The organism is Caproicibacterium sp. XB2, assembly GCF_044880635.1.
GTDB lineage: Bacteria > Bacillota > Clostridia > Oscillospirales > Acutalibacteraceae > Caproicibacterium > Caproicibacterium lactatifermentans.
The window spans coordinates 1982501-2001276 of sequence record NZ_CP173227.1 but is presented as its reverse complement, the minus strand read 5'-3'; the positions used below and the strand labels follow the sequence as shown (position 1 = coordinate 2001276).

General features: G+C 50.6%; 17 protein-coding genes, 5 tRNA genes and 1 rRNA gene. 22 read left to right on the top strand and 1 reads right to left on the bottom strand.

Annotated features, from left to right (window positions below; translation table 11 throughout):
- The first annotated feature begins 248 nt into the window (after nucleotides 1-248).
- The 19 genes from rpmH (at nucleotide 249) to ACIHKT_RS09925 (ending at nucleotide 15572) form a co-directional block, all read left to right on the top strand.
- Complete coding sequence (gene rpmH, locus ACIHKT_RS10015) at nucleotides 249-383, top strand: 50S ribosomal protein L34 (RefSeq protein ID WP_086036778.1); 135 nt, start codon at nucleotides 249-251, stop codon at nucleotides 381-383.
- Nucleotides 384-445: 62 nt separating this feature from the next.
- A complete protein-coding gene (gene rnpA, locus ACIHKT_RS10010; protein ID WP_174193608.1) occupies nucleotides 446-778 on the top strand; it encodes a ribonuclease P protein component in 333 nt (110 codons plus the stop codon).
- A complete protein-coding gene (gene yidD, locus ACIHKT_RS10005; RefSeq protein ID WP_086036776.1) occupies nucleotides 775-1029 on the top strand; it encodes a membrane protein insertion efficiency factor YidD in 255 nt (84 codons plus the stop codon). Before rnpA ends, yidD begins: the two co-directional genes overlap by 4 nt.
- Nucleotides 1030-1051: 22 nt before the next feature.
- Nucleotides 1052-2191, top strand: a complete 1140-nt coding sequence (locus tag ACIHKT_RS10000) for a membrane protein insertase YidC (RefSeq protein ID WP_157659005.1) — start codon at nucleotides 1052-1054, stop codon at nucleotides 2189-2191.
- A 101-nt stretch (nucleotides 2192-2292) separates the two neighbouring features.
- On the top strand, nucleotides 2293-3135 hold the full coding sequence (gene jag, locus ACIHKT_RS09995) for an RNA-binding cell elongation regulator Jag/EloR (RefSeq protein ID WP_086036774.1): 843 nt from the start codon (nucleotides 2293-2295) through the stop codon (nucleotides 3133-3135).
- A gap of 117 nt (nucleotides 3136-3252) precedes the next feature.
- On the top strand, nucleotides 3253-4614 hold the full coding sequence (gene mnmE, locus ACIHKT_RS09990; protein ID WP_404352466.1) for a tRNA uridine-5-carboxymethylaminomethyl(34) synthesis GTPase MnmE: 1362 nt from the start codon (nucleotides 3253-3255) through the stop codon (nucleotides 4612-4614).
- A 119-nt stretch (nucleotides 4615-4733) separates the two neighbouring features.
- On the top strand, nucleotides 4734-6611 hold the full coding sequence (mnmG, locus tag ACIHKT_RS09985) for a tRNA uridine-5-carboxymethylaminomethyl(34) synthesis enzyme MnmG (RefSeq protein WP_086036772.1): 1878 nt from the start codon (nucleotides 4734-4736) through the stop codon (nucleotides 6609-6611).
- Entirely contained in the window at nucleotides 6608-7318 is a 711-nt protein-coding gene (rsmG, locus tag ACIHKT_RS09980; protein ID WP_236849691.1) for a 16S rRNA (guanine(527)-N(7))-methyltransferase RsmG, read from the top strand. The genes mnmG and rsmG overlap by 4 nt, the downstream gene beginning before the upstream one ends.
- A gap of 198 nt (nucleotides 7319-7516) precedes the next feature.
- On the top strand, nucleotides 7517-8332 hold the full coding sequence (locus tag ACIHKT_RS09975) for a ParB/RepB/Spo0J family partition protein (protein ID WP_174193606.1): 816 nt from the start codon (nucleotides 7517-7519) through the stop codon (nucleotides 8330-8332).
- A 205-nt stretch (nucleotides 8333-8537) separates the two neighbouring features.
- Nucleotides 8538-9305, top strand: a complete 768-nt coding sequence (locus ACIHKT_RS09970) for a ParA family protein (protein ID WP_086036770.1) — start codon at nucleotides 8538-8540, stop codon at nucleotides 9303-9305.
- A gap of 11 nt (nucleotides 9306-9316) precedes the next feature.
- On the top strand, nucleotides 9317-10159 hold the full coding sequence (locus tag ACIHKT_RS09965; protein WP_236849690.1) for a ParB/RepB/Spo0J family partition protein: 843 nt from the start codon (nucleotides 9317-9319) through the stop codon (nucleotides 10157-10159).
- Between the two features lie 61 nt (nucleotides 10160-10220).
- Nucleotides 10221-11507, top strand: coding sequence for a serine--tRNA ligase (serS, locus tag ACIHKT_RS09960; RefSeq protein ID WP_086036769.1), 1287 nt, complete (start codon nucleotides 10221-10223; stop codon nucleotides 11505-11507).
- 113 nt (nucleotides 11508-11620) lie between these two features.
- Nucleotides 11621-12361, top strand: a complete 741-nt coding sequence (locus ACIHKT_RS09955) for an acyl-[acyl-carrier-protein] thioesterase (protein ID WP_086036768.1) — start codon at nucleotides 11621-11623, stop codon at nucleotides 12359-12361.
- Between the two features lie 282 nt (nucleotides 12362-12643).
- Nucleotides 12644-14152: an IMP dehydrogenase gene (locus ACIHKT_RS09950; RefSeq protein ID WP_086036767.1), complete on the top strand. Its 1509-nt coding sequence runs from the start codon at nucleotides 12644-12646 to the stop codon at nucleotides 14150-14152.
- Between the two features lie 134 nt (nucleotides 14153-14286).
- Nucleotides 14287-14363, top strand: a tRNA-Met gene (locus tag ACIHKT_RS09945).
- Between the two features lie 3 nt (nucleotides 14364-14366).
- Nucleotides 14367-14442 (top strand) — tRNA-Glu (locus ACIHKT_RS09940).
- Between the two features lie 44 nt (nucleotides 14443-14486).
- Nucleotides 14487-14563: transfer RNA gene (locus ACIHKT_RS09935), tRNA-Val, on the top strand.
- 95 nt (nucleotides 14564-14658) lie between these two features.
- Entirely contained in the window at nucleotides 14659-15210 is a 552-nt protein-coding gene (locus ACIHKT_RS09930; protein WP_086036766.1) for a hypothetical protein, read from the top strand.
- A 209-nt stretch (nucleotides 15211-15419) separates the two neighbouring features.
- Nucleotides 15420-15572, top strand: coding sequence for a hypothetical protein (locus tag ACIHKT_RS09925; RefSeq protein WP_174193604.1), 153 nt, complete (start codon nucleotides 15420-15422; stop codon nucleotides 15570-15572).
- A gap of 207 nt (nucleotides 15573-15779) precedes the next feature.
- Here the strand turns inward: ACIHKT_RS09925 and sleB are convergent, their stop codons facing one another.
- A complete protein-coding gene (gene sleB, locus ACIHKT_RS09920; protein WP_086036764.1) occupies nucleotides 15780-16475 on the bottom strand; it encodes a spore cortex-lytic enzyme in 696 nt (231 codons plus the stop codon).
- A gap of 351 nt (nucleotides 16476-16826) precedes the next feature.
- Between sleB and ACIHKT_RS09915 the strand changes: the two genes are divergently transcribed.
- The 3 genes from ACIHKT_RS09915 to ACIHKT_RS09905 all read left to right on the top strand — a co-directional run bounded on the left by ACIHKT_RS09915 (nucleotide 16827) and on the right by ACIHKT_RS09905 (nucleotide 18667).
- Nucleotides 16827-18339: ribosomal RNA gene (locus ACIHKT_RS09915) — 16S ribosomal RNA — on the top strand.
- A gap of 141 nt (nucleotides 18340-18480) precedes the next feature.
- Nucleotides 18481-18556, top strand: a tRNA-Ala gene (locus ACIHKT_RS09910).
- A 34-nt stretch (nucleotides 18557-18590) separates the two neighbouring features.
- A tRNA-Ile gene (locus ACIHKT_RS09905) sits at nucleotides 18591-18667 on the top strand.
- Nucleotides 18668-18776 lie beyond the last annotated feature (109 nt).

Sequence of the window (18776 nt, the reverse complement as noted above, 5' to 3'; positions counted from 1 at the left end):
ATGTTCAGCTCTCCTCTGTACAGTGACGTTTTTATAGGAAAAAGGCAGTCCAATCCATTATTTAAATGATACACTATTTCATTGTAGCATAAACACGAATATAAGGCAAGAAACGGAAGAAAGGGCTGCATGGGTCTTTTTTTTTGCTCTTTTGGTCCTTTATTAGGAGATAAAAACTTGACAGGCTCTGCAAAAATAAGATATAATGCTATCTTGCAAAGGTTTATTCCGAAAGGAGGTTTTTACCTATGAAAAGAACGTATCAGCCGAAGAAGCTGCACCGCAAGAAGGAACATGGTTTCCGCAAGAGAATGTCCACCAGAAACGGCCGCAAGGTTCTTGCACGCCGCAGAGCCAAGGGCCGGGCACGCCTGACCTACTGATGAAGGCAAACTAAGGGCCACCATTCGTGTGGCCTTTCTTTGTATGTAACGGAGCTGACCGTATGGAGTACGAACCTATCAAAGAAAACAGAGATTTCCGGCGCATTTATGGCAGAGGAAAAAACCTTGTCAGCCCGGTGGTCGTCTGTTATGCCCTGAAAAACCGCTGCAAAAAAGTGCGGATGGGTATTACAACCAGCAAAAAAATTGGAAATGCCGTACAGCGCAACCGTTCCCGCAGGGTTATTCGGGCTGCGTTCCGGGCCCTGCTTCCGCGGATTAAGCCCGGCTATGACTTCATTTTTGTGGCACGCGCAAAAACACCGCACGTGAAAAGCACGGCGGTAAAGTATGCAATGGAGAAGCAACTGAAGAAAGCAGGCCTGCTGCATTGAAGCGGCTGCTGCTGTGGCTGCTGCACTTTTATCAGCGGAATATCTCCCCGTTGCACGGGCCGTGCTGTAAATATATCCCCACATGCTCCAACTATGCCATAGAGGCGGTGGAGCGTTTTGGCCCGCTGAAAGGCGGGCTGCTGGCGTTGTGGCGGGTGCTGCGGTGCAACCCTTTCAGCCGGGGCGGCTATGATCCTGTGCCGGAAAAGAGAGGGAAAAAAGAGAAAAAACAAAAAAAGCGGAAGTCCTGATATAAGGGAGAAAAGTCGTATTATGAATTTTTTTAATAATATTTTTAACGGGCTTGGCTGGCTGATTGGCTACCCGCTATATGGCCTGTACTATGTGGTGCGCAACTACGGTGTTGCTGTCATTTTGTTCACCGTTATTTTGCAGCTGCTGAGTTTTCCCATGTACATCAAACAGCAGAAAACAATGTCCGGCAGTATGCGCATGCAGAAGAAAATGCAGGAACTGAAGAAAATTTACGCCAATGACAAGCCAAAACTGATGGAAGCACAGCAGGAGCTTTATGAAAAGGAAGGCATGGGCGGCATGGGAAGCGGCTGCCTGATGACGCTTCTGCCAATGCTTATCTTTATGGCTATGTTCTGGGCCTACGCCAGCCCGCTGACCAACGTGCTGCATGTGGATGCCGGTGCTGTGTCAAAAGCTGCTGACTTGATTCAGCGTGTGCCGGGGGATGCATTGGCCAGCACGATGGGCAACTATGCTAGTATGTACCGCCAGCTGGACATTGCGAAGGACTTCCACCTGATTCAGCCCTATCTGACAAACATTTTCAGCCCCTATGATATGCAGAAACTGACCACTTTCAGCGGCAGCTTTATGTTCCTGGGGCTGAATCTGCTGCAGACACCAGCAGTAGCGGGACAGTTCTGGAGCACAATTTTTACGACACCGCTGTTTATTCTCCCCTTTGCCAGTATCGCTCTGCAGATGATTGCAACGGTTTATATGACTTACAGCCAGAAAAAAATGGGACAGGCACAGCCGCAGCAGGGCTGCATGACCGTTTTCATGGTGCTGATGCCTTTGTTCTTTGGATATATCACCTGTACGCTGCCGGCAGCTATGAGCTTGTACTATGCCGTCAGCGGCCTTATGAACCTGGTCCGTGCGTGGATGATGCAGAAGTATTATTCTCCGCAGATGCTGACCGCAGAGGCGGAAGGCTCCCATGTTCTGCTGATGAACCAGCGAGAGGCTGCCATGAAACCGCTGGAACCGGAAATTCAGCAGGAGCTGGAGAGCCGTGTGCGCAACTATAACCAGGTTGCGGTGGACAATGCGGCAGCCGGCAAGAAAAAGGCAAAATCCGGCGGACAGAAAAAGAATAAGGGAGCCTTAAAGCCGCAGAGCAAATCGGATTATATGGGCCAGAAAAAGTAACATTTCTGCGCCCTTTTCCCCAGGAGATGTGAGGTCGGGGCGCAGCCACATTTCTCTATATCTGTTGACTAGGTTTTGCATATAAAGGAGGATACTGTGTGATGCGCAGAGAAGCGATTGAAACCGGTGAAACGGTGGAAGCGGCCCGCGTGGCGGCGTGCCGTGAACTGGGTGTGGAACCGGATGAGGCGGAATTTGAAATTCTGGAAATGCCGGTGAAAAAAACACTGGGTCTTTTTGGCGGAAGCCCCGCAAAAGTACGTGCTTTTGTGGAGGAAGGCCCCGCTGAAAAAGCTGCCTCTTACCTTGAAAGTATCCTGAACAATATCGGTTTGCCGGAGTTACAGATAGATGTACAGAAGGAGGAAGGCGGTGCTATGCTTTCCATTTCTGGCGGCGACATTGGGTTTATCATTGGGCACCGCGGCGAAACACTGGACGCCCTGCAGTACCTGGCGGGTTTGGTGGCGAATCAATCGGAAGACAGCTATTATCGCATTACGCTGGACATCGGCGGCTACCGGGAAAAACGTCGGGAAACGCTGGAGGCGTTGGGCAAGAAGCTGGCAGCGAAAGCGGTTAAGTCTGGCCGCAACAACTCCCTGGAGCCGATGAATCCCTATGAACGCCGTATTATTCACACGGCGGTGCAGGAAGTGTCTGGTGCCATCAGCTGGAGTGAGGGCAAGGACCAGACCCGCCATGTTGTGATTGGTCCGGAGGGCGGCGAACGGTATCAGCCGCATAGAAGAAGCGGGCACACGGGATACGGACATCAACAGGGTGGAAGAAAGCCTTACGGCAATGGTTCGCGTCATCGCCCGTCCGGCCCGAGAAACAGCGGCCGTCCGTCTTCGGAACAGCAGGACCGCCACCCGGCGGAAGAGTGTCCGTCGGTGCCGCTGCATGGCCATACCAGCCGGGACAACGAACAGCAGCGATAATTCCGTACATTTTTATTTCTGTTTTTTAAAAAAGAACAGCATCCAATCAGAAATGATACAGGAGCGGCGGGCTTTCCGAGTCCAGCCGCTCTTTTTGTCAAAGGAGGAACTTGTGTTTTGCATACCATAGCAGCAATCAGTACACCGATGGCGCCGGGAGGAATCGGCATTGTGCGTATTTCCGGCGACCATGCTCAGCAGATAGCGGACCGTGTGTTTACGTCCGTTTCCGGGAAAAAATTGACGCAGATTCCGGGGTACACTTCCCTGTTTGGTTCTGTCCATGACGGGGACGGAAGCTTTGACCAGTGTGTGGCGGCAAATTATCGAGCACCCAAAAGCTATACCGGTGAAGATGTAGTGGAACTTTCCTGTCACGGCGGACTGTATGGCATGCACCGCCTATTGGATGCCTGTCTGCAGGCGGGTGCACGTTTGGCGGAACCGGGAGAATTTACACGAAGGGCTTATCTCAATGGAAAGATGGACTTGACACAGGCGGAATCTGTTATGGAGATGGTTTCTGCACAGGGTAAAGGTGCCGCACAGGCGGCCCGCGCCGGACAGGAAGGGCGCCTCAATCAGCGCATTCACTCTGTCCAGAATACATTGACCGATATCGCTTCTCATCTGGCCGCATGGGCAGATTTTCCGGAAGAGAACGTGCCGGAAGTAGAGAACAGCCAGTTGGAAAAGGACCTTTTGGCCGCGGACCACATTCTGCGGCAGCTGCTGGCTGGATTTGATACCGGACGTATCCTACGCGAAGGAGTCGATACGGTGATTGCCGGCCGGCCAAATGTGGGAAAAAGCACGCTGATGAACCTGCTAACCGGCTGTGAAAAAAGCATTGTCACATCCTATGCAGGAACAACGCGCGACGTTGTGGAGGAAACTGTATTACTGGGGGATGTTCCCCTGCGGCTTGCGGATACGGCCGGCCTGCGGAATACAGAGGACCCGGTGGAGCAGCTGGGTGTCCTGCGCAGCCGAAGCCGTGTGGAGGGCGCACAGCTGGTGCTGGCTGTGTTTGATTCCTCGGAACCGCTGCAGGAAGAAGACCGTGCTTTCATGGATTTGATTGGCAATATGCCAGCTATTGCGGTTATCAATAAAAGTGATATGGAAAGCAAAATAGACGAATTGTATATTAAAACTAAGTTTAAACAGATGGTATATATTAGTGCTTTGCAGGGAAGCGGTCTCCAGGAGCTGACGGAGGCCGTCAAAAAGGCACTGCACCTGCAGAAGATAGACCCTTCGGCAGGCGTGCTGTTTACACAGCGGCAGAAAGAGGCAGTCCGCCAGTCACATGGAGCACTGACGGAGGCGCTGGAAGCACTGCACGGCGGCATGACGCTGGACGCCGTGACCGTCTGTGTGGAGGATGCGGTATCCGCCCTGATGGAACTGACAGGTGAGCGTGCTTCAGATGCAGTGATTGACAAAGTATTTGAAAATTTCTGTGTGGGAAAATGATTTCTTTCTGCGGCAAAAAGATGTTTGACAGAACTGCCCCGTCCGTTTTACAATAAGGGGCAGTTTTTCTATACGAAAGATGGGCTTGAATACGGGTTTTTAAGATACAGGAGGATATCATGGAATATGAGTATGACGCTGGCCTGTATGATGTGGCGGTGGTTGGTGCCGGCCACGCCGGCATAGAGGCTGGTTTGGCCAGTGCTCGGCTGGGCTGTTCGACACTGGTTTTTACGATCAATCTGGACGCGGTGGGAAACTGCCCCTGCAACCCAAGCATCGGCGGAACAGCAAAAGGACATTTGGTGCGGGAAATTGATGCACTTGGCGGCGAGATGGGCCGCACGGCGGACGCCTGCTTTTTGCAGAGCCGCATGCTGAACCTCGGCAAAGGTCCGGCGGTGCATTCCCTGCGCTGTCAGATAGACCGCAGAAAATACAGCGAAATTATGAAGCATAAGCTGGAGCTGCAGGAGAATTTATACCTCAAGCAGGCGGAAGTGGTGGACCTCCGCCGAAGAGGTGAAGGCTGGCAGCTGGTCACACGCATGGGTGCGGTGTATACCGTGCAGGCAGTGGTGCTGGCGACCGGCACATTTTTGGGTGGACGTGTTTATGTTGGGGAAGTTGGCTATGACAGCGGTCCGGACGGTATGTTCCCCGCGGGCTTTTTAAGCGAGCCGCTGCAGAAACTGAGGCTGCAGCTGCACCGTTTCAAGACCGGAACACCGGCCCGTGTACTGCGCAGCAGTATTGATTTTTCAGACCTGGAAGTACAAAAAGGAGATAATCCAGTGATTCCTTTTTCGTATGATACACAGACACCGGGAAAAAATCGAGCGGTGTGTTATGTTTCCTGGACCAATGAAAAAACAAAGGACATCATTCTAAAAAATATCAATCGCAGCCCGCTGTACAGCGGACGCATTTCAGGCATAGGACCGCGGTACTGCCCCAGCATTGAGGATAAAATTATGCGGTTCCGCGATAAACCGCGTCACCAGCTGTTCATTGAGCCGTGTGGACTGAACACGGAAGAGATGTATTTACAGGGAATGAGCTCCAGCTTGCCGGAAGAAGTACAGCTGCAGTTCTATCACACCATAAAAGGGCTGGAACATGTACAGATTATGCGCTGTGCCTACGCAATCGAGTATGATTGTGTGGACCCGCTGCAGATGGATGCGACCTTAGAGTTCCACGATCAACCCGGCCTTTACGGAGCGGGACAGTTTAACGGCAGTTCCGGATATGAAGAAGCTGCTGCACAGGGAATTGTAGCGGGCATTAACGCGGCCCTCAAAGTGCAGAAACGGAAACCGATGATTTTGGACCGTGCCAGTTCCTACATTGGTACGTTGGTTGATGACCTTGTGACCAAAGGTGTTACGGACCCTTACCGCATGATGACCAGCCGGAGCGAATACCGGTTAGTGCTGCGGCAGGACAACGCGGATGAACGCCTGACACCCATAGGCCGTAAAGTTGGCTTAATCAGTGATGACCGCTGGGAGAGATTTCAACAGAAGGAAGAACAGAAAAAAGCAGAGATACAGCGCGCACAGAAAACGGTTTTTCCGCCGAGTGATACACTGAATCAGATTCTTGTTTCACGTGAAACATCACCGGTGCACACAGGGGTACATCTGTCCGAGCTGCTGAAGCGTCCGCAGTTAAACTATGAAGTGCTGACGCCGGTGGACAAGGAACGTCCGGACTATCCAACTGCCGTTTTTGAAAATGCGGAGATTGAACTGAAGTATGCGGGATACATTAAGAGACAAAAAGCAGATATTGCCGAAATGCGCCGCCTAGAAGGCAAACTGCTGCCTAGACATTTTGATTACACCGAAGTGACTGGTCTGCGCAGTGAGGCACAGGAAAAGCTGAACCGTGTGCAGCCGGCGAATATCGGACAGGCCAGCCGCATTTCCGGTGTCAGTCCGGCAGATATCAGTGTTCTGCTGATTTGGCTGACAAAGGAGCAGAGCAAATGAAGAATATAGAGTCCATGCTGAACGACGGCGCCGCCGCTTGTGGTATTTCCCTTTCCGCGGAACAATGCCGTCAATTCCAGCAGTACATGGAACAGCTGCTGGAATGGAATACAAAAATCAATTTAACTGCGATTACAGAACCGGAAGCATTCGTCCAAAAGCATTTTTTAGATTCCCTATATCCGCTGCAGTGGATTTCTCTGTCCGGACAGCGCTGTATAGATGTTGGTACAGGCGCGGGCTTTCCGGGGATACCGCTGAAGCTGGCAGTGCCGGATATGCGCTTGACACTGTTGGACGGTCTGCAAAAACGCCTGTGTGTATTGGAGGACATCAGCCGAAATATTAAGGTGGATTTCAACTCCCTGCATGCACGGGCAGAAGAAGCCGGGAAAAATGTAGACCAGCGGGAGCAGTACAACTTTGCATTTGCGCGTGCGGTTGCGCCGCTTCCGGTCCTGTGCGAATACTGTTTGCCGCTGGTCAAAGTCGGCGGCAGTTTCTGTGCGTGGAAAGGACCAGCGGCACAGGAAGAACTGGCCGATGCACAGAATGCACTGCAGGTTTTGGGCGGCAAACTGGAGCGTGCGGAGCAGTACACGCTGCCGGATGGCAGTGAACGAACCTTCCTGCAAATTCGGCACGAGAAGCATTGTCCTGCATCGTATCCACGTACCACGAAAAAAATGAAGAAGAATCCCTTATAGTTTTCCACCGTAGCAAGATGGGAAGCACACGGCTTCTGATAACTTTCAACATAGTTTTCAACAAGGAAAGAAGTGAATGACACTTTCTGTTTTTGCCTTCCTTTAATAGAAAAACGAAAGATAACCTTTGCATCACCTTTCTACAAATTCATACAAATGCGTTGTGCTAAGATAGTAGACAAGCAGGGAGGTGAAAACATGCTGGGACAACAGCACATTATAAAGCTGGATATTGATTGTATTTGTCCAAATCCGGCACAGCCGCGCCGCACCTTTGCAGAACAGGAGCTGAAAGAACTGGCGGACAGCATTGCAGCCAATGGCCTGTTGCAGCCAATCATCGTACGGCGTATGTCCGGTGGTGTGTATGAACTGATTGCCGGTGAGCGACGCCTGCGTGCCTGCAGAAGTTTGGGAATGAAGGACGTACCGGTCCTCATTACCAGCTGCAGCGACCGCGAAAGTGCTATTTTTGCGCTGACAGAAAATTTACAGCGTTCGGACCTCAACATGTTTGAAGAAGCGGAAGGCATTCAGCGACTCATTGAAGTCTGGGACGTTACGCAGGAAGAATGTGCTGAGCGGCTGGGACGCAGCCAGTCCGCCGTTGCGAATAAACTGCGGCTGCTGAAGCTGCCGCCAAATGTGCGTGCCTGTATTGTGGAGAACCACTTGACGGAGAGGCATGCGCGCGCGTTGCTGCGTTTATCAGACCCCGAGCAGCAAAAACAGGTGCTGGGGATGATTTTGCGCAGCGGCATGAATGTGCAGCAGACAGACGCACTAGTGAACAAGATGCTGAAAGAAGAGCCAAAGCATCGGCAGCATCAAACGCCGGTTCCCAAGGATGTCCGCATTTTTGGCAACACTATTCAGCATGCGGTCACCACTCTGCAAAAGACCGGTGTACAGGCGGAAACCTACCAGACGGAAACAGAAAAATATCTGGAATGGGTTGTGCGTATCCCTAAAAATGAGGCACAAAATAAACAGACGGACAAGCAGCCCGCCTAAAACCGCTCTATTAAAATTTTAGATTACAAGAAAAGCCTATTTCTTATCATTTTCCCACAATCATTTTCAAAAAGAGGGTTTGCCCCGTGGCAGGCCCTTTTTTTATGTGTTGTGTTTCACGTGAAACATAATACTTTCCGCCCCTTTATTTACCCCTCTTTCCGTGGTATAATAAAGCATATTATAAAAAGGGAGGAGCTGGATAATGAGCCGCATAATTGCTGTTTCTAACCAGAAAGGCGGCGTGGGGAAAACAACGACCGCAGTCAACCTTTCTTCTGCCCTTGGTGCAGCCGGAAAACGGACACTGCTGGTTGATACGGACCCACAGGGGAACTCCTCCAGCGGAGTAGGAGTGGACCGCCGAAAGTTGAAGGTTTCGGTCTATGATGTGCTGATAAGGGACCTTGCTGTTCAGAAAGCTATTTTAAAGACAGAGTTTAATAATCTTTCGCTGCTGCCTAGTTCACTGGACCTGTCCGGGGCGGAGATTGAGCTGGTGGACAAGCCCCACAGGGAAATCATACTGAAGCGTGCTTTGGCCGACATTAGGGACCAGTATGACTATATTTTGATTGACTGCCCGCCGTCCCTTGGCTTCATTACAACTAATGCGCTGATTGCGGCGGATAGTGTGCTGATTCCGATTCAGTGTGAATTCTATGCGTTGGAGGGCCTTAGCCAGCTGATAAACAGTGTCCGTCGAGTAAAGCGCCAATATAACCGCGGGCTGGAAATTGAGGGCGTTCTGCTGACCATGTATGATGGCCGGCTGAACTTAACCCAGCAGGTTGTAGATGAAGTAAAGAAATATTTTAAAGATGAAGTTTTCAAAACGGTTATTCCACGCACGGTACGCCTGAGTGAGGCACCAAGCTTTGGACAGCCCATTCAGTACTTTGACCGTAACTGTAAGGGCGCAAAGGCATACAATGCGCTGGCAGTGGAACTGATTCATAAGCATAAAGAGTGAGGTGAAACAGATTGTCCTCTAAACAAAGGGGCCTCGGCAAGGGGCTGGATGCCATTTTTGCAGAGAATGATACGGAGGACGGCGACTCTTCCATTATGGTCAGCATCAATGACTTGGAACCAAACCGCAGCCAGCCGCGGCGAAAATTTGACGAGGAAGAACTGGCTGGCCTTGCAGAGTCCATCACGCAACATGGCATTTTGCAGCCGCTGCTTGTACGGCCGCTGCCGGACCAAAGCGGTTACCAAATTGTCGCGGGGGAACGCCGCTGGCGTGCGGCACACATGGCGGGTGTTCGGCAGGTGCCGGTTTTGGTGCGGGAACTGACGGACCAGCAAGTGATGGAAATGGCGCTGATTGAAAATTTACAGCGCGCAGACCTGAATCCGCTGGAAGAAGCGGAAGGGTATCAATCTTTGATGGACCAGTATGAAATGACGCAGGAAGAAGTGGCAGACAGTGTCGGAAAATCTCGACCGGCGGTCGCCAACGCGCTGCGTTTAGTGCATCTGCCGCAGCAGGTGCAGGAACTTTTGCAGCAGGGCAGGCTGACGGCAGGACAGGCGCGTACTCTTTTGGCCTTTCCACTGGAGCAGCAGGTGCCGATGGCACTGCGCTGTATAAAAGACGGACTGACCGTTCGACAACTGGAAAAGCTTTCCAAGCAATTCGCCGCACAGCTGAAAGGCAGCAGTCTGAAACACCAGATTCCGTTTTATGACGAAGCAGCGCTTTCTTTGCATGAACAGCTCGGCCGGCGGGTAAAAGTGACCGGAAGCCGAAAAAGAGGCGTCTTACATATTGAGTTTAACGGTGAAGATGACCTGAAATCACTGCTGAAACAATTTGAATAAAAACTAAATTTTGAATCCATATAGGAAATGACAAGAAAGGGATATTGGGGGAGAAAACAAAATGATTGATATCAAACTTATCCGTGAAAAACCGGACTATGTCAAAGCGGCAATCAAAAAACGACAGATGGATTTGGACGGCGTTGTCGATGAGATTTTGGCGGTGGACAAAGAACGCCGTGAAGCAACCGGCAAAGTGGAGAGCAAAAAAGCAGAGCAGAACGCTGTCAGCAAAGAAATCCCAAAAATCAAAAAGGCTGGCGGCGATGCTTCTGAGGTCCTCGCAAAGATGAAGGCCCTGTCCGGAGAAGTGAAAGAAGCCAATGCAAAACTTTCTGAAATCAATGATAAGCAGCGGACACTGATGCTGTCCCTGCCTAACCTGCCGGATGAGGACGTACAGCCCGGCGGCAAAGAGCAGAATATTCCGGACCACTACTTTAAAGAAAAGCCGGTCTTCAATTTTGAGCCGAAAAATCATGTAGACCTTTGCGAAAGCCTGGGTATGATTGATTACCAGCGCGGTGCAAAAATTGCTGGCAGCGGTGCATGGATTTACCGCGGCTGGGGCGCACGCATGGAATGGGCAATTCTTAACTTCTTTATCAATGAGCATCTTTCTGACGGGTATGAACTTATTCTGCCGCCGCATATGCTGAATTATGAGTGTGGTTATGTAGCGGGCCAGTTCCCGAAATTTACAGATGAAGTATACTGGATTCAGAACCCGACCAGCAGCGAAAAGAAATTTATGCTGCCGACCGCTGAAACCGCACTGGTTAACCTGCATCGTGATGAGATTCTTTCTGAAAAGGACCTGCCGCGTAAATACATTGCATATACACCCTGCTACCGCAGAGAGGCCGGTTCTTACCGTAGCGAAGAGCGCGGCATGATTCGCGGCCACCAGTTCAACAAGGTGGAAATGGTACAGTATGCCACACCGGAGGGCAGTGACGCCGCATTTCAGGAAATGGTCGGTAAGGCCGAACGCCTGGTACAGGAACTGGGTTTGCACTATCGTGTCAGCCGTTTAGCAGCAGGGGACTGCTCCTTCTCCATGGCTCGCACATATGATATTGAGGTTTGGATTCCTTCCATGGGGATTTACAAGGAAGTTTCCTCTGCCTCCAATGCACGGGATTATCAGGCACGCCGCGGCAATGTTAAGTACCGTGATGCAAACCGCAAGCTGCACTTTGTGCATACACTGAACGCTTCCGGTTTAGCAACGTCCCGTATTATGCCGGCAATTGTCGAACAGAATCAGAACGCCGACGGCAGCGTTACGGTGCCGGAAGTCCTGCGTCCGTATATGGGCATTGATGTTATTCAGCCGGAGAAATAAAGAACTCACCTGCCTGTAAAGAACAGAGTTGAAAATTGAAACAGGGCTGTTTATCCGCGGAGATTTCTGCGGCAAACAGTCCTGTTTTCAAATAACGAAAGGGGATACTGTACATGAATGTTGAAGCAAATGCGGCTGTTTCACCAGAGGTTTTTGAACGGACTGCCCGGGTTGAAAGCCACCAGATAGGTGCGGACAGCACCATGCACCTTTCCGGCCTGCTGCGCATGGAACAGGAAACCGGTGAAGAGCACATGGACGCGGTCGGGCTTGGGTACGAAAAAATGTACCACGACGGCATTGCGCTGCTGATAACAGAAAATGCGGTGGAGGTTCAGCGAAGACCAATTCGGAACGAGAATCTGCGCATTGTCACACGGGCACTGGGCACAGCAGGTGTGCATTTGTACCGCGATTTCACTTTTTACAGCGGAGAAGAACAAATTGCGCATATTCTGCAGGCAAGTGTCGGTGTGGACTGCCGCACACACCGCCCCATGCGTCCGGAAGAGGCGCTTTTCCATTATCATGTATTCCCCCAGTCGATTCTGCCGCGGGAACAGCGGGTAACGAAACTGCGTGTCAATGAGGAACTGCCGCCGCTGGGGGAAAGGCCTGTCCGTTATAGTGATTTGGATATGAATCATCACCTTAACAATACCATTTATGGCGATATTGTGGAAGACTTTTTGCCGGAGCAATATAAGGAGTGGAAGAAAGTGCATATCAGCTATATGGCAGAAGCCGTGTTGGGTGATATGCTGCAGGTACAGGGAGAACGGCGCAAGAACGGTTTTTTGATGGCGGGCCGAAAACAGGGAATCCGCAGCTTTGCCGCATTAGTACAGTGCTAACGAAAAGAATCTCTGCAGTCCTGCAAAAACAAGAGAATGATGGAAAAAGAGGATATGTTTTCTGCGAAAATTAAGCGAAAAATACAGATGCGCGGCGGATTTGTGTTGAAAACAGGGTTTGCGGGTGTTATAATGGACTATAATTTATAAGAGAGACTGCCCGAATGAAATGCTGTTTGAAACCGCGTAATGCCGGTTTTAACAGCTTCCTTTTTATCAGCCTTTTTCGCGGCAGACAGAAAGTAAAATCAAACTAAAACTGAAATCGGAGGATGCAAGCCAATGGCCTTTTACTTCAAAGAACCCTGCCATACTTTCAATGAATATCTGCTGGTGCCTGGATATTCTTCTTCAGAGTGCACACCGGACAACGTGAGTCTGAAGACACCCCTGACAAAGTTCCGCAAAGGGGAACAGCCAGATATCACTTTGAACATCCCCATGACTTCTTCCATCATGCAGTCCGTTTCCAATGATACACTGGCGGTTGCACTGGCAAAAGAGGGGGGCCTGTCCTTCATTTACGGTTCCCAGAGCATTGAAGCGGAGGCTGCCATGGTGGGCAGAGTCAAGGCTTACAAAGCGGGCTTTGTTCCCAGTGACTCCAACATTAAGCCGGACCAGACACTGGCGGATATTTTGGAACTGAAGAAAAAAACCGGACATTCCACTGTGGCGGTCACGGATGACGGTACTGGTACCGGAAAATTGCTTGGCGTTGTTACCAGCAGAGATTACCGCATCAGCCGTATGCCTGTGGAAACGCAGGTGCATACCTTTATGACACCGATTGAAAAGGTTATCTCCGCACCGATGGGAGCTACCCTGTCCGAGTGCAACGACATCATTTGGGAAAACAAGCTGAATGCACTGCCGGTGCTAGATCAGGACGGAAGACTTCACTATTTTGTTTTCCGGAAAGACTACTCCGCCCATAAAGAGAATGCAAGCGAGCTGCTGGACGACAAGAAGCGCTATATGGTGGGTGCCGGTATTAACACCCGCGACTACAAAGAACGCATTCCGGCTTTGCTGGAGGCCGGCGCGGACGTGCTGTGCATCGACTCCTCCGAAGGATACAGTGACTGGCAGAAGATGACACTGTCCTGGGTACGTGAACAGTATGGCGACAGTGTAAAGATTGGTGCGGGAAATGTCGTGGACGGTGACGGCTTCCGCTTTTTGGCGGACGCCGGCGTGGACTTTGTGAAAATTGGCATCGGCGGCGGTTCCATCTGCATTACCCGTGAAACCAAGGGCATCGGCCGCGGACAAGCAACCGCTGTCATTGAGGTAGCCCAGGCACGCGACGAGTATTATAAGGAAACCGGCGTCTATGTGCCGATTTGCTCGGACGGCGGTATTGTTTATGACCACCACCTGACACTGGCATTGGCTATGGGCGCTGATTTTGTTATGCTGGGTCGTTATTTCTCCCGCTTTGATGAGTCTCCGACAAATAAGGTCAATATCAATGGTCAGTATATGAAAGAGTACTGGGGCGAGGGCAGCAACCGTGCCCGCAACTGGCAGCGCTATGACCAGGGCGGTGCAAAGAAGCTTTCCTTCGAGGAAGGTGTGGATTCTTATGTGCCGTATGCCGGTTCTTTAAAGGACAACGTGCAGACAACGTTGTATAAAGTAAAGTCCACTATGTGTAACTGCGGTGCACTGACCATCCGTGAACTGCAGCAGAAGGCAAAGCTGACACTGGTTTCCAGCACCAGCATTGTTGAGGGCGGCGCACATGATGTCCTGCTGAAGGATTCGGTCAACAATCAATCCAAGTAAGCGTACACTATGCGGCGAAAAAACGCAAAGAATTGCTTTTTTCATTGAAAATATATATTTTTGAAAAGGGCTTGACAAAACAGTGTCCTTTCGGTTATAATAATAAGCGCTTCGCAGCGTGTGAGGCGCTGTATGGCGGCATAGCTCAGCTGGCTAGAGCATTCGGTTCATACCCGAAGTGTCATAGGTTCAAATCCTATTGCCGCTACCATATGGCCCGGTCGTCAAGTGGTTTAAGACACCGCCCTTTCACGGCGGGTTCATGGGTTCGAATCCCGTCCGGGTCACCACTTTTATCTTCCTTTTTTCTTTTTCTTATCTTTTGTTGAGGTATGGACGCGTAGCTCAGCTGGTTAGAGCGCTCGCCTCACACGCGAGAGGTCATGGGTTCGAGTCCCCTCGTGTCCACCAAACAGAATGCGGTTTTTAAACCGCGGAACCAAAAACCGCTCTTGGTAGCGGTTTTTCTACTATATAGATATTTTTGCAGATGACCGGAGGAAATTATGAAAAAAGCAATGATTATTGCGGCAGCTGCAGTACTGGTGCTTTCCTGTGCGGCCTGTGGGCCGGGGGATGTGCCGGTTTCCGGTACCAGCAGCTCTGCCTCTTCTGCGGCCTCGGCGGCTTCATCAGCGGCTCCTTCGCAGGCAGCGAGTTCTGCCGTCAGTGTGAACCCAGCCAAATACAGCGACAATTTGAAGGGCCTGCTGAATTATATGGGCGACAGCCATTATATCGAAGGCAGCGGCGTAGAATTGGAGTATGAGCTGATTGGTGCCAAGGGCGGCCGTCGCTATACCAAGACAATCAGCAAAAACAGTACGGAAACCATTGAGCTTTATGAATATGATTTGAAAAGCCCCAATGCCACCGCAAAGAAGATTCTGGATGAAGTCAAACAAAGCAACAGCTTTACATTGTTTGAAAAGAAAATCCCCGCCTGCCTGAGCAGCAACGGCAAGTACCTGATGGTATATAAGGACAGTGCCAATGGCAGTACAGTATCTTCCCGGCAGAAAGAAATTATAGAAAAATTCAAGGCCTATAAGGCTTAAAAAAGAGGACGTGCCTTTTATGGAAAGGGCACGCCCTTTTTGTATACTCTTGCGGGTGGCGCAGCAGTCGAGCCGCCAAGGGGAAATTCTCTTGACGCAGGCAGAAAAGCCGACCTGCAATTATGGCGAAAACAATATAGGAAATATAGCAAACAGGAAAAAGAAAGCTTTGGGGCCTATATCAATGCAGAAGCGCAGACAAGGTGGGGATGGCACAAGCAGAACGGACAAAACGGTTTTTTGTGACAAACACAACTGTTTCCAAGTGGGAAAGAGACCTTTCCTATCTGGACATTGCACTGGCAACAGATATCTACAGAGAACTTTCTATTTTGGAACATGAATTCTTTAGTCTGCGATGAGGCGGCGGCCGGCAGGCAGAGAGAAGAAAGATGCCAAAGCTTACCGCACATTTTGAAAAAGAAAACAGCGGTTATTTCCTATTCTTATAGATAAAAATATATAATGGATAAAAAATGATAATATGGATCTATTTAGTCCTTGCCAAAAGGACATCGGCTTCGTATACTATGTAAAAAGGCACCCGGGAAAGACCGGGCGCTCTTTTTTCACGAACAGAAGCGATGCTTGCCGATAACCGTAATAACTGGCCGTGAGAAAATCCATTTGCTTGTACTTTTGACGGGATTATAATAGTAGATTGCACCGCCGGACGGGTCCCATCCGTTGATGGCGTCGCGGACAGCTTTGTAGGCAGAATCCGACACCGCCGCATTGACACCGCCGTCCGTCAGGCAGCTAAACGCACCTGGCTGATAAATAACTCCGGCAAGCGTGTTGGGGAAAGAGGGGTGTTCCACACGGTTGAGAATAACTGAAGCAACGGCCACCTGTCCTTCATATGGTTCTCCGCGCGCTTCCGCGGACACAATCGTTGCCAGCAGCTTAATATCGTTGTTGGAGTACTTGCCCTGTCCGCCCGTTGCCATTGCGCTGGAACCACCGCTAATGCCTAGGGCCTGCAGCGTTTGCTTGCCCGCTATACCATCGGCAGTAATGCCCTGCTGTTTCTGAAAGGTGACAACTGACTTTTTCGTGGAACTGCCGTAGATGCCGTCAGTCTTTCCAGAATAAAGGCCCATCTGTTTGAGCTTTGTCTGAATTTTGGTAACCTCTGTACCCTGAGAACCCAGACGGGAAAATGTCTGAGTGCTGCGGCCATAGTGCAGCAGCATTCCGAACGCAAGAAGGGAAACAAGAAGAACAACCAGCACACGCCATGCTGTCATACCTGCTTTTTTCATACCGATCCTCCTTTTAGAGAGAATTGTGCCCCAAAACGTGCCACTCATACGGATTTTAAAAAAAAGCAAAAAAAGATGAAAAAAGCAGTTGACAAAGGGAGAAAGCAGTGGTATTATATATGAGTCGCCGCGAGAGAGGCGCCCGGGGCTAAGGCCTAAGGGAGCTGAAATTGAGGCGGCGCAGGACCTTGAAAATTAAACAACGATGACAAGTAACGGACCCGAAAGATTCCGAGAGGAATGACGAGAAGCTGACTCGTAAAAAAACAGCAAAACGATACGCAAGCGTATCAAAACGAGCTACAAAAGCTCTAGAGTAGATTTGGATGCCGAAAGGCGTTTAGATATCATATTTTAGAGAGTTTGATCCTGGCTCAGGACGAACGCTGGCGGCGTGCCTAACACATGCAAGTCGAACGAAACTTTTTGCTTCGGTAGAAAGTTTAGTGGCGGACGGGTGAGTAACGCGTGAGGAACCTGCCTTTCAGAGGGGGATAATGTCTGGAAACGGACACTAATACCGCATGACATTTTCTGTTCACATGGACAGAAAATCAAAGGAGCAATCTGCTGAAAGATGGACTCGCGTCCGATTAGCTAGATGGTGAGATAATAGCCCACCATGGCGACGATCGGTAGCCGGACTGAGAGGTTGAACGGCCACATTGGGACTGAGACACGGCCCAGACTCCTACGGGAGGCAGCAGTGGGGGATATTGCACAATGGAGGAAACTCTGATGCAGCAACGCCGCGTGAAGGAAGACGGTCTTCGGATTGTAAACTTTTGTACCTAGGGACGATAATGACGGTACCTAGGCAGCAAGCTCCGGCTAACTACGTGCCAGCAGCCGCGGTAATACGTAGGGAGCGAGCGTTGTCCGGATTTACTGGGTGTAAAGGGTGCGTAGGCGGCCAAGCAAGTCAGCTGTGAAAACTATGGGCTTAACCCATAGCCTGCAATTGAAACTGTTTGGCTTGAGTGAAGTAGAGGTAGGTGGAATTCCCGGTGTAGCGGTGAAATGCGTAGAGATCGGGAGGAACACCAGTGGCGAAGGCGACCTACTGGGCTTTAACTGACGCTGAAGCACGAAAGCATGGGTAGCAAACAGGATTAGATACCCTGGTAGTCCATGCTGTAAACGATGATTACTAGGTGTGGGGGGTCTGACCCCTTCCGTGCCGGAGTTAACACAATAAGTAATCCACCTGGGGAGTACGACCGCAAGGTTGAAACTCAAAGGAATTGACGGGGGCCCGCACAAGCAGTGGAGTATGTGGTTTAATTCGAAGCAACGCGAAGAACCTTACCAGGTCTTGACATCCAACTAACGAAGCAGAGATGCATTAGGTGCCCTTCGGGGAAAGTTGAGACAGGTGGTGCATGGTTGTCGTCAGCTCGTGTCGTGAGATGTTGGGTTAAGTCCCGCAACGAGCGCAACCCTTACTGTTAGTTGCTACGCAAGAGCACTCTAGCAGGACTGCCGTTGACAAAACGGAGGAAGGTGGGGACGACGTCAAATCATCATGCCCCTTATGACCTGGGCTACACACGTACTACAATGGCCGTTAACAGAGAGAAGCGATACCGCGAGGTGGAGCGAACCTCAAAAAGCGGTCTCAGTTCGGATTGCAGGCTGAAACCCGCCTGCATGAAGTTGGAATTGCTAGTAATCGCGGATCATAATGCCGCGGTGAATACGTTCCCGGGCCTTGTACACACCGCCCGTCACACCATGGGAGCCGGTAATACCCGAAGTCAGTAGTCTAACCGCAAGGAGGACACTGCCGAAGGTAGGATTGGCGACTGGGGTGAAGTCGTAACAAGGTAGCCGTATCAGAAGGTGCGGCTGGATCACCTCCTTTCTATGGAGAACAGAGCAGATGAAACAAGCTGCTCGAAATCCTAGGTCGGTCGGATCAAAAGCTTGTCAATCGTTGTTTAATTTTGAAGGCCTTGCGATGCAAGACTTTCAGAAGATGGTGGACGGGAAAAGCCACCAGTATGGGGGTATAGCTCAGCTGGGAGAGCGCCTGCTTTGCAAGCAGGAGGTCAACGGTTCGATTCCGTTTATCTCCACCATGGGCTTCTGGTGAGAACCGGAAAGCCGGGAAATGGGCTTATAGCTCAGCCGGTTAGAGCGCACGCCTGATAAGCGTGAGGTCGGTGGTTCGAGTCCACTTAAGCCCACCAGACGGGGAAACCCGCAGCTGTACATTGAAAACTGAATAAAGAAAAGAATGCGAAAAACGATATCAAGTAAAGTTAGAAAAATTACTACAATTTTGCAATTTTACGAGTT

Bases quoted from the DNA above. Each gene is read 5' to 3' on its own strand.
- rsmG (WP_236849691.1), top strand. From the start codon at position 6,608: ATGAAGAATATAGAGTCCATGCTGAACGACGGCGCCGCCGCTTGTGGT.
- sleB (WP_086036764.1), bottom strand. From the start codon at position 16,475: ATGAAAAAAGCAGGTATGACAGCATGGCGTGTGCTGGTTGTTCTTCTT.
- rnpA (WP_174193608.1), top strand. From the start codon at position 446: ATGGAGTACGAACCTATCAAAGAAAACAGAGATTTCCGGCGCATTTAT.
- ACIHKT_RS09955 (WP_086036768.1), top strand. From the start codon at position 11,621: ATGAATGTTGAAGCAAATGCGGCTGTTTCACCAGAGGTTTTTGAACGG.
- ACIHKT_RS09975 (WP_174193606.1), top strand. From the start codon at position 7,517: ATGCTGGGACAACAGCACATTATAAAGCTGGATATTGATTGTATTTGT.
- jag (WP_086036774.1), top strand. From the start codon at position 2,293: ATGCGCAGAGAAGCGATTGAAACCGGTGAAACGGTGGAAGCGGCCCGC.
- mnmG (WP_086036772.1), top strand. From the start codon at position 4,734: ATGGAATATGAGTATGACGCTGGCCTGTATGATGTGGCGGTGGTTGGT.
- ACIHKT_RS09930 (WP_086036766.1), top strand. From the start codon at position 14,659: ATGAAAAAAGCAATGATTATTGCGGCAGCTGCAGTACTGGTGCTTTCC.
- ACIHKT_RS09925 (WP_174193604.1), top strand. From the start codon at position 15,420: ATGGCACAAGCAGAACGGACAAAACGGTTTTTTGTGACAAACACAACT.
- rpmH (WP_086036778.1), top strand. From the start codon at position 249: ATGAAAAGAACGTATCAGCCGAAGAAGCTGCACCGCAAGAAGGAACAT.
- ACIHKT_RS09950 (WP_086036767.1), top strand. From the start codon at position 12,644: ATGGCCTTTTACTTCAAAGAACCCTGCCATACTTTCAATGAATATCTG.
- serS (WP_086036769.1), top strand. From the start codon at position 10,221: ATGATTGATATCAAACTTATCCGTGAAAAACCGGACTATGTCAAAGCG.
- ACIHKT_RS09970 (WP_086036770.1), top strand. From the start codon at position 8,538: ATGAGCCGCATAATTGCTGTTTCTAACCAGAAAGGCGGCGTGGGGAAA.
- ACIHKT_RS10000 (WP_157659005.1), top strand. From the start codon at position 1,052: ATGAATTTTTTTAATAATATTTTTAACGGGCTTGGCTGGCTGATTGGC.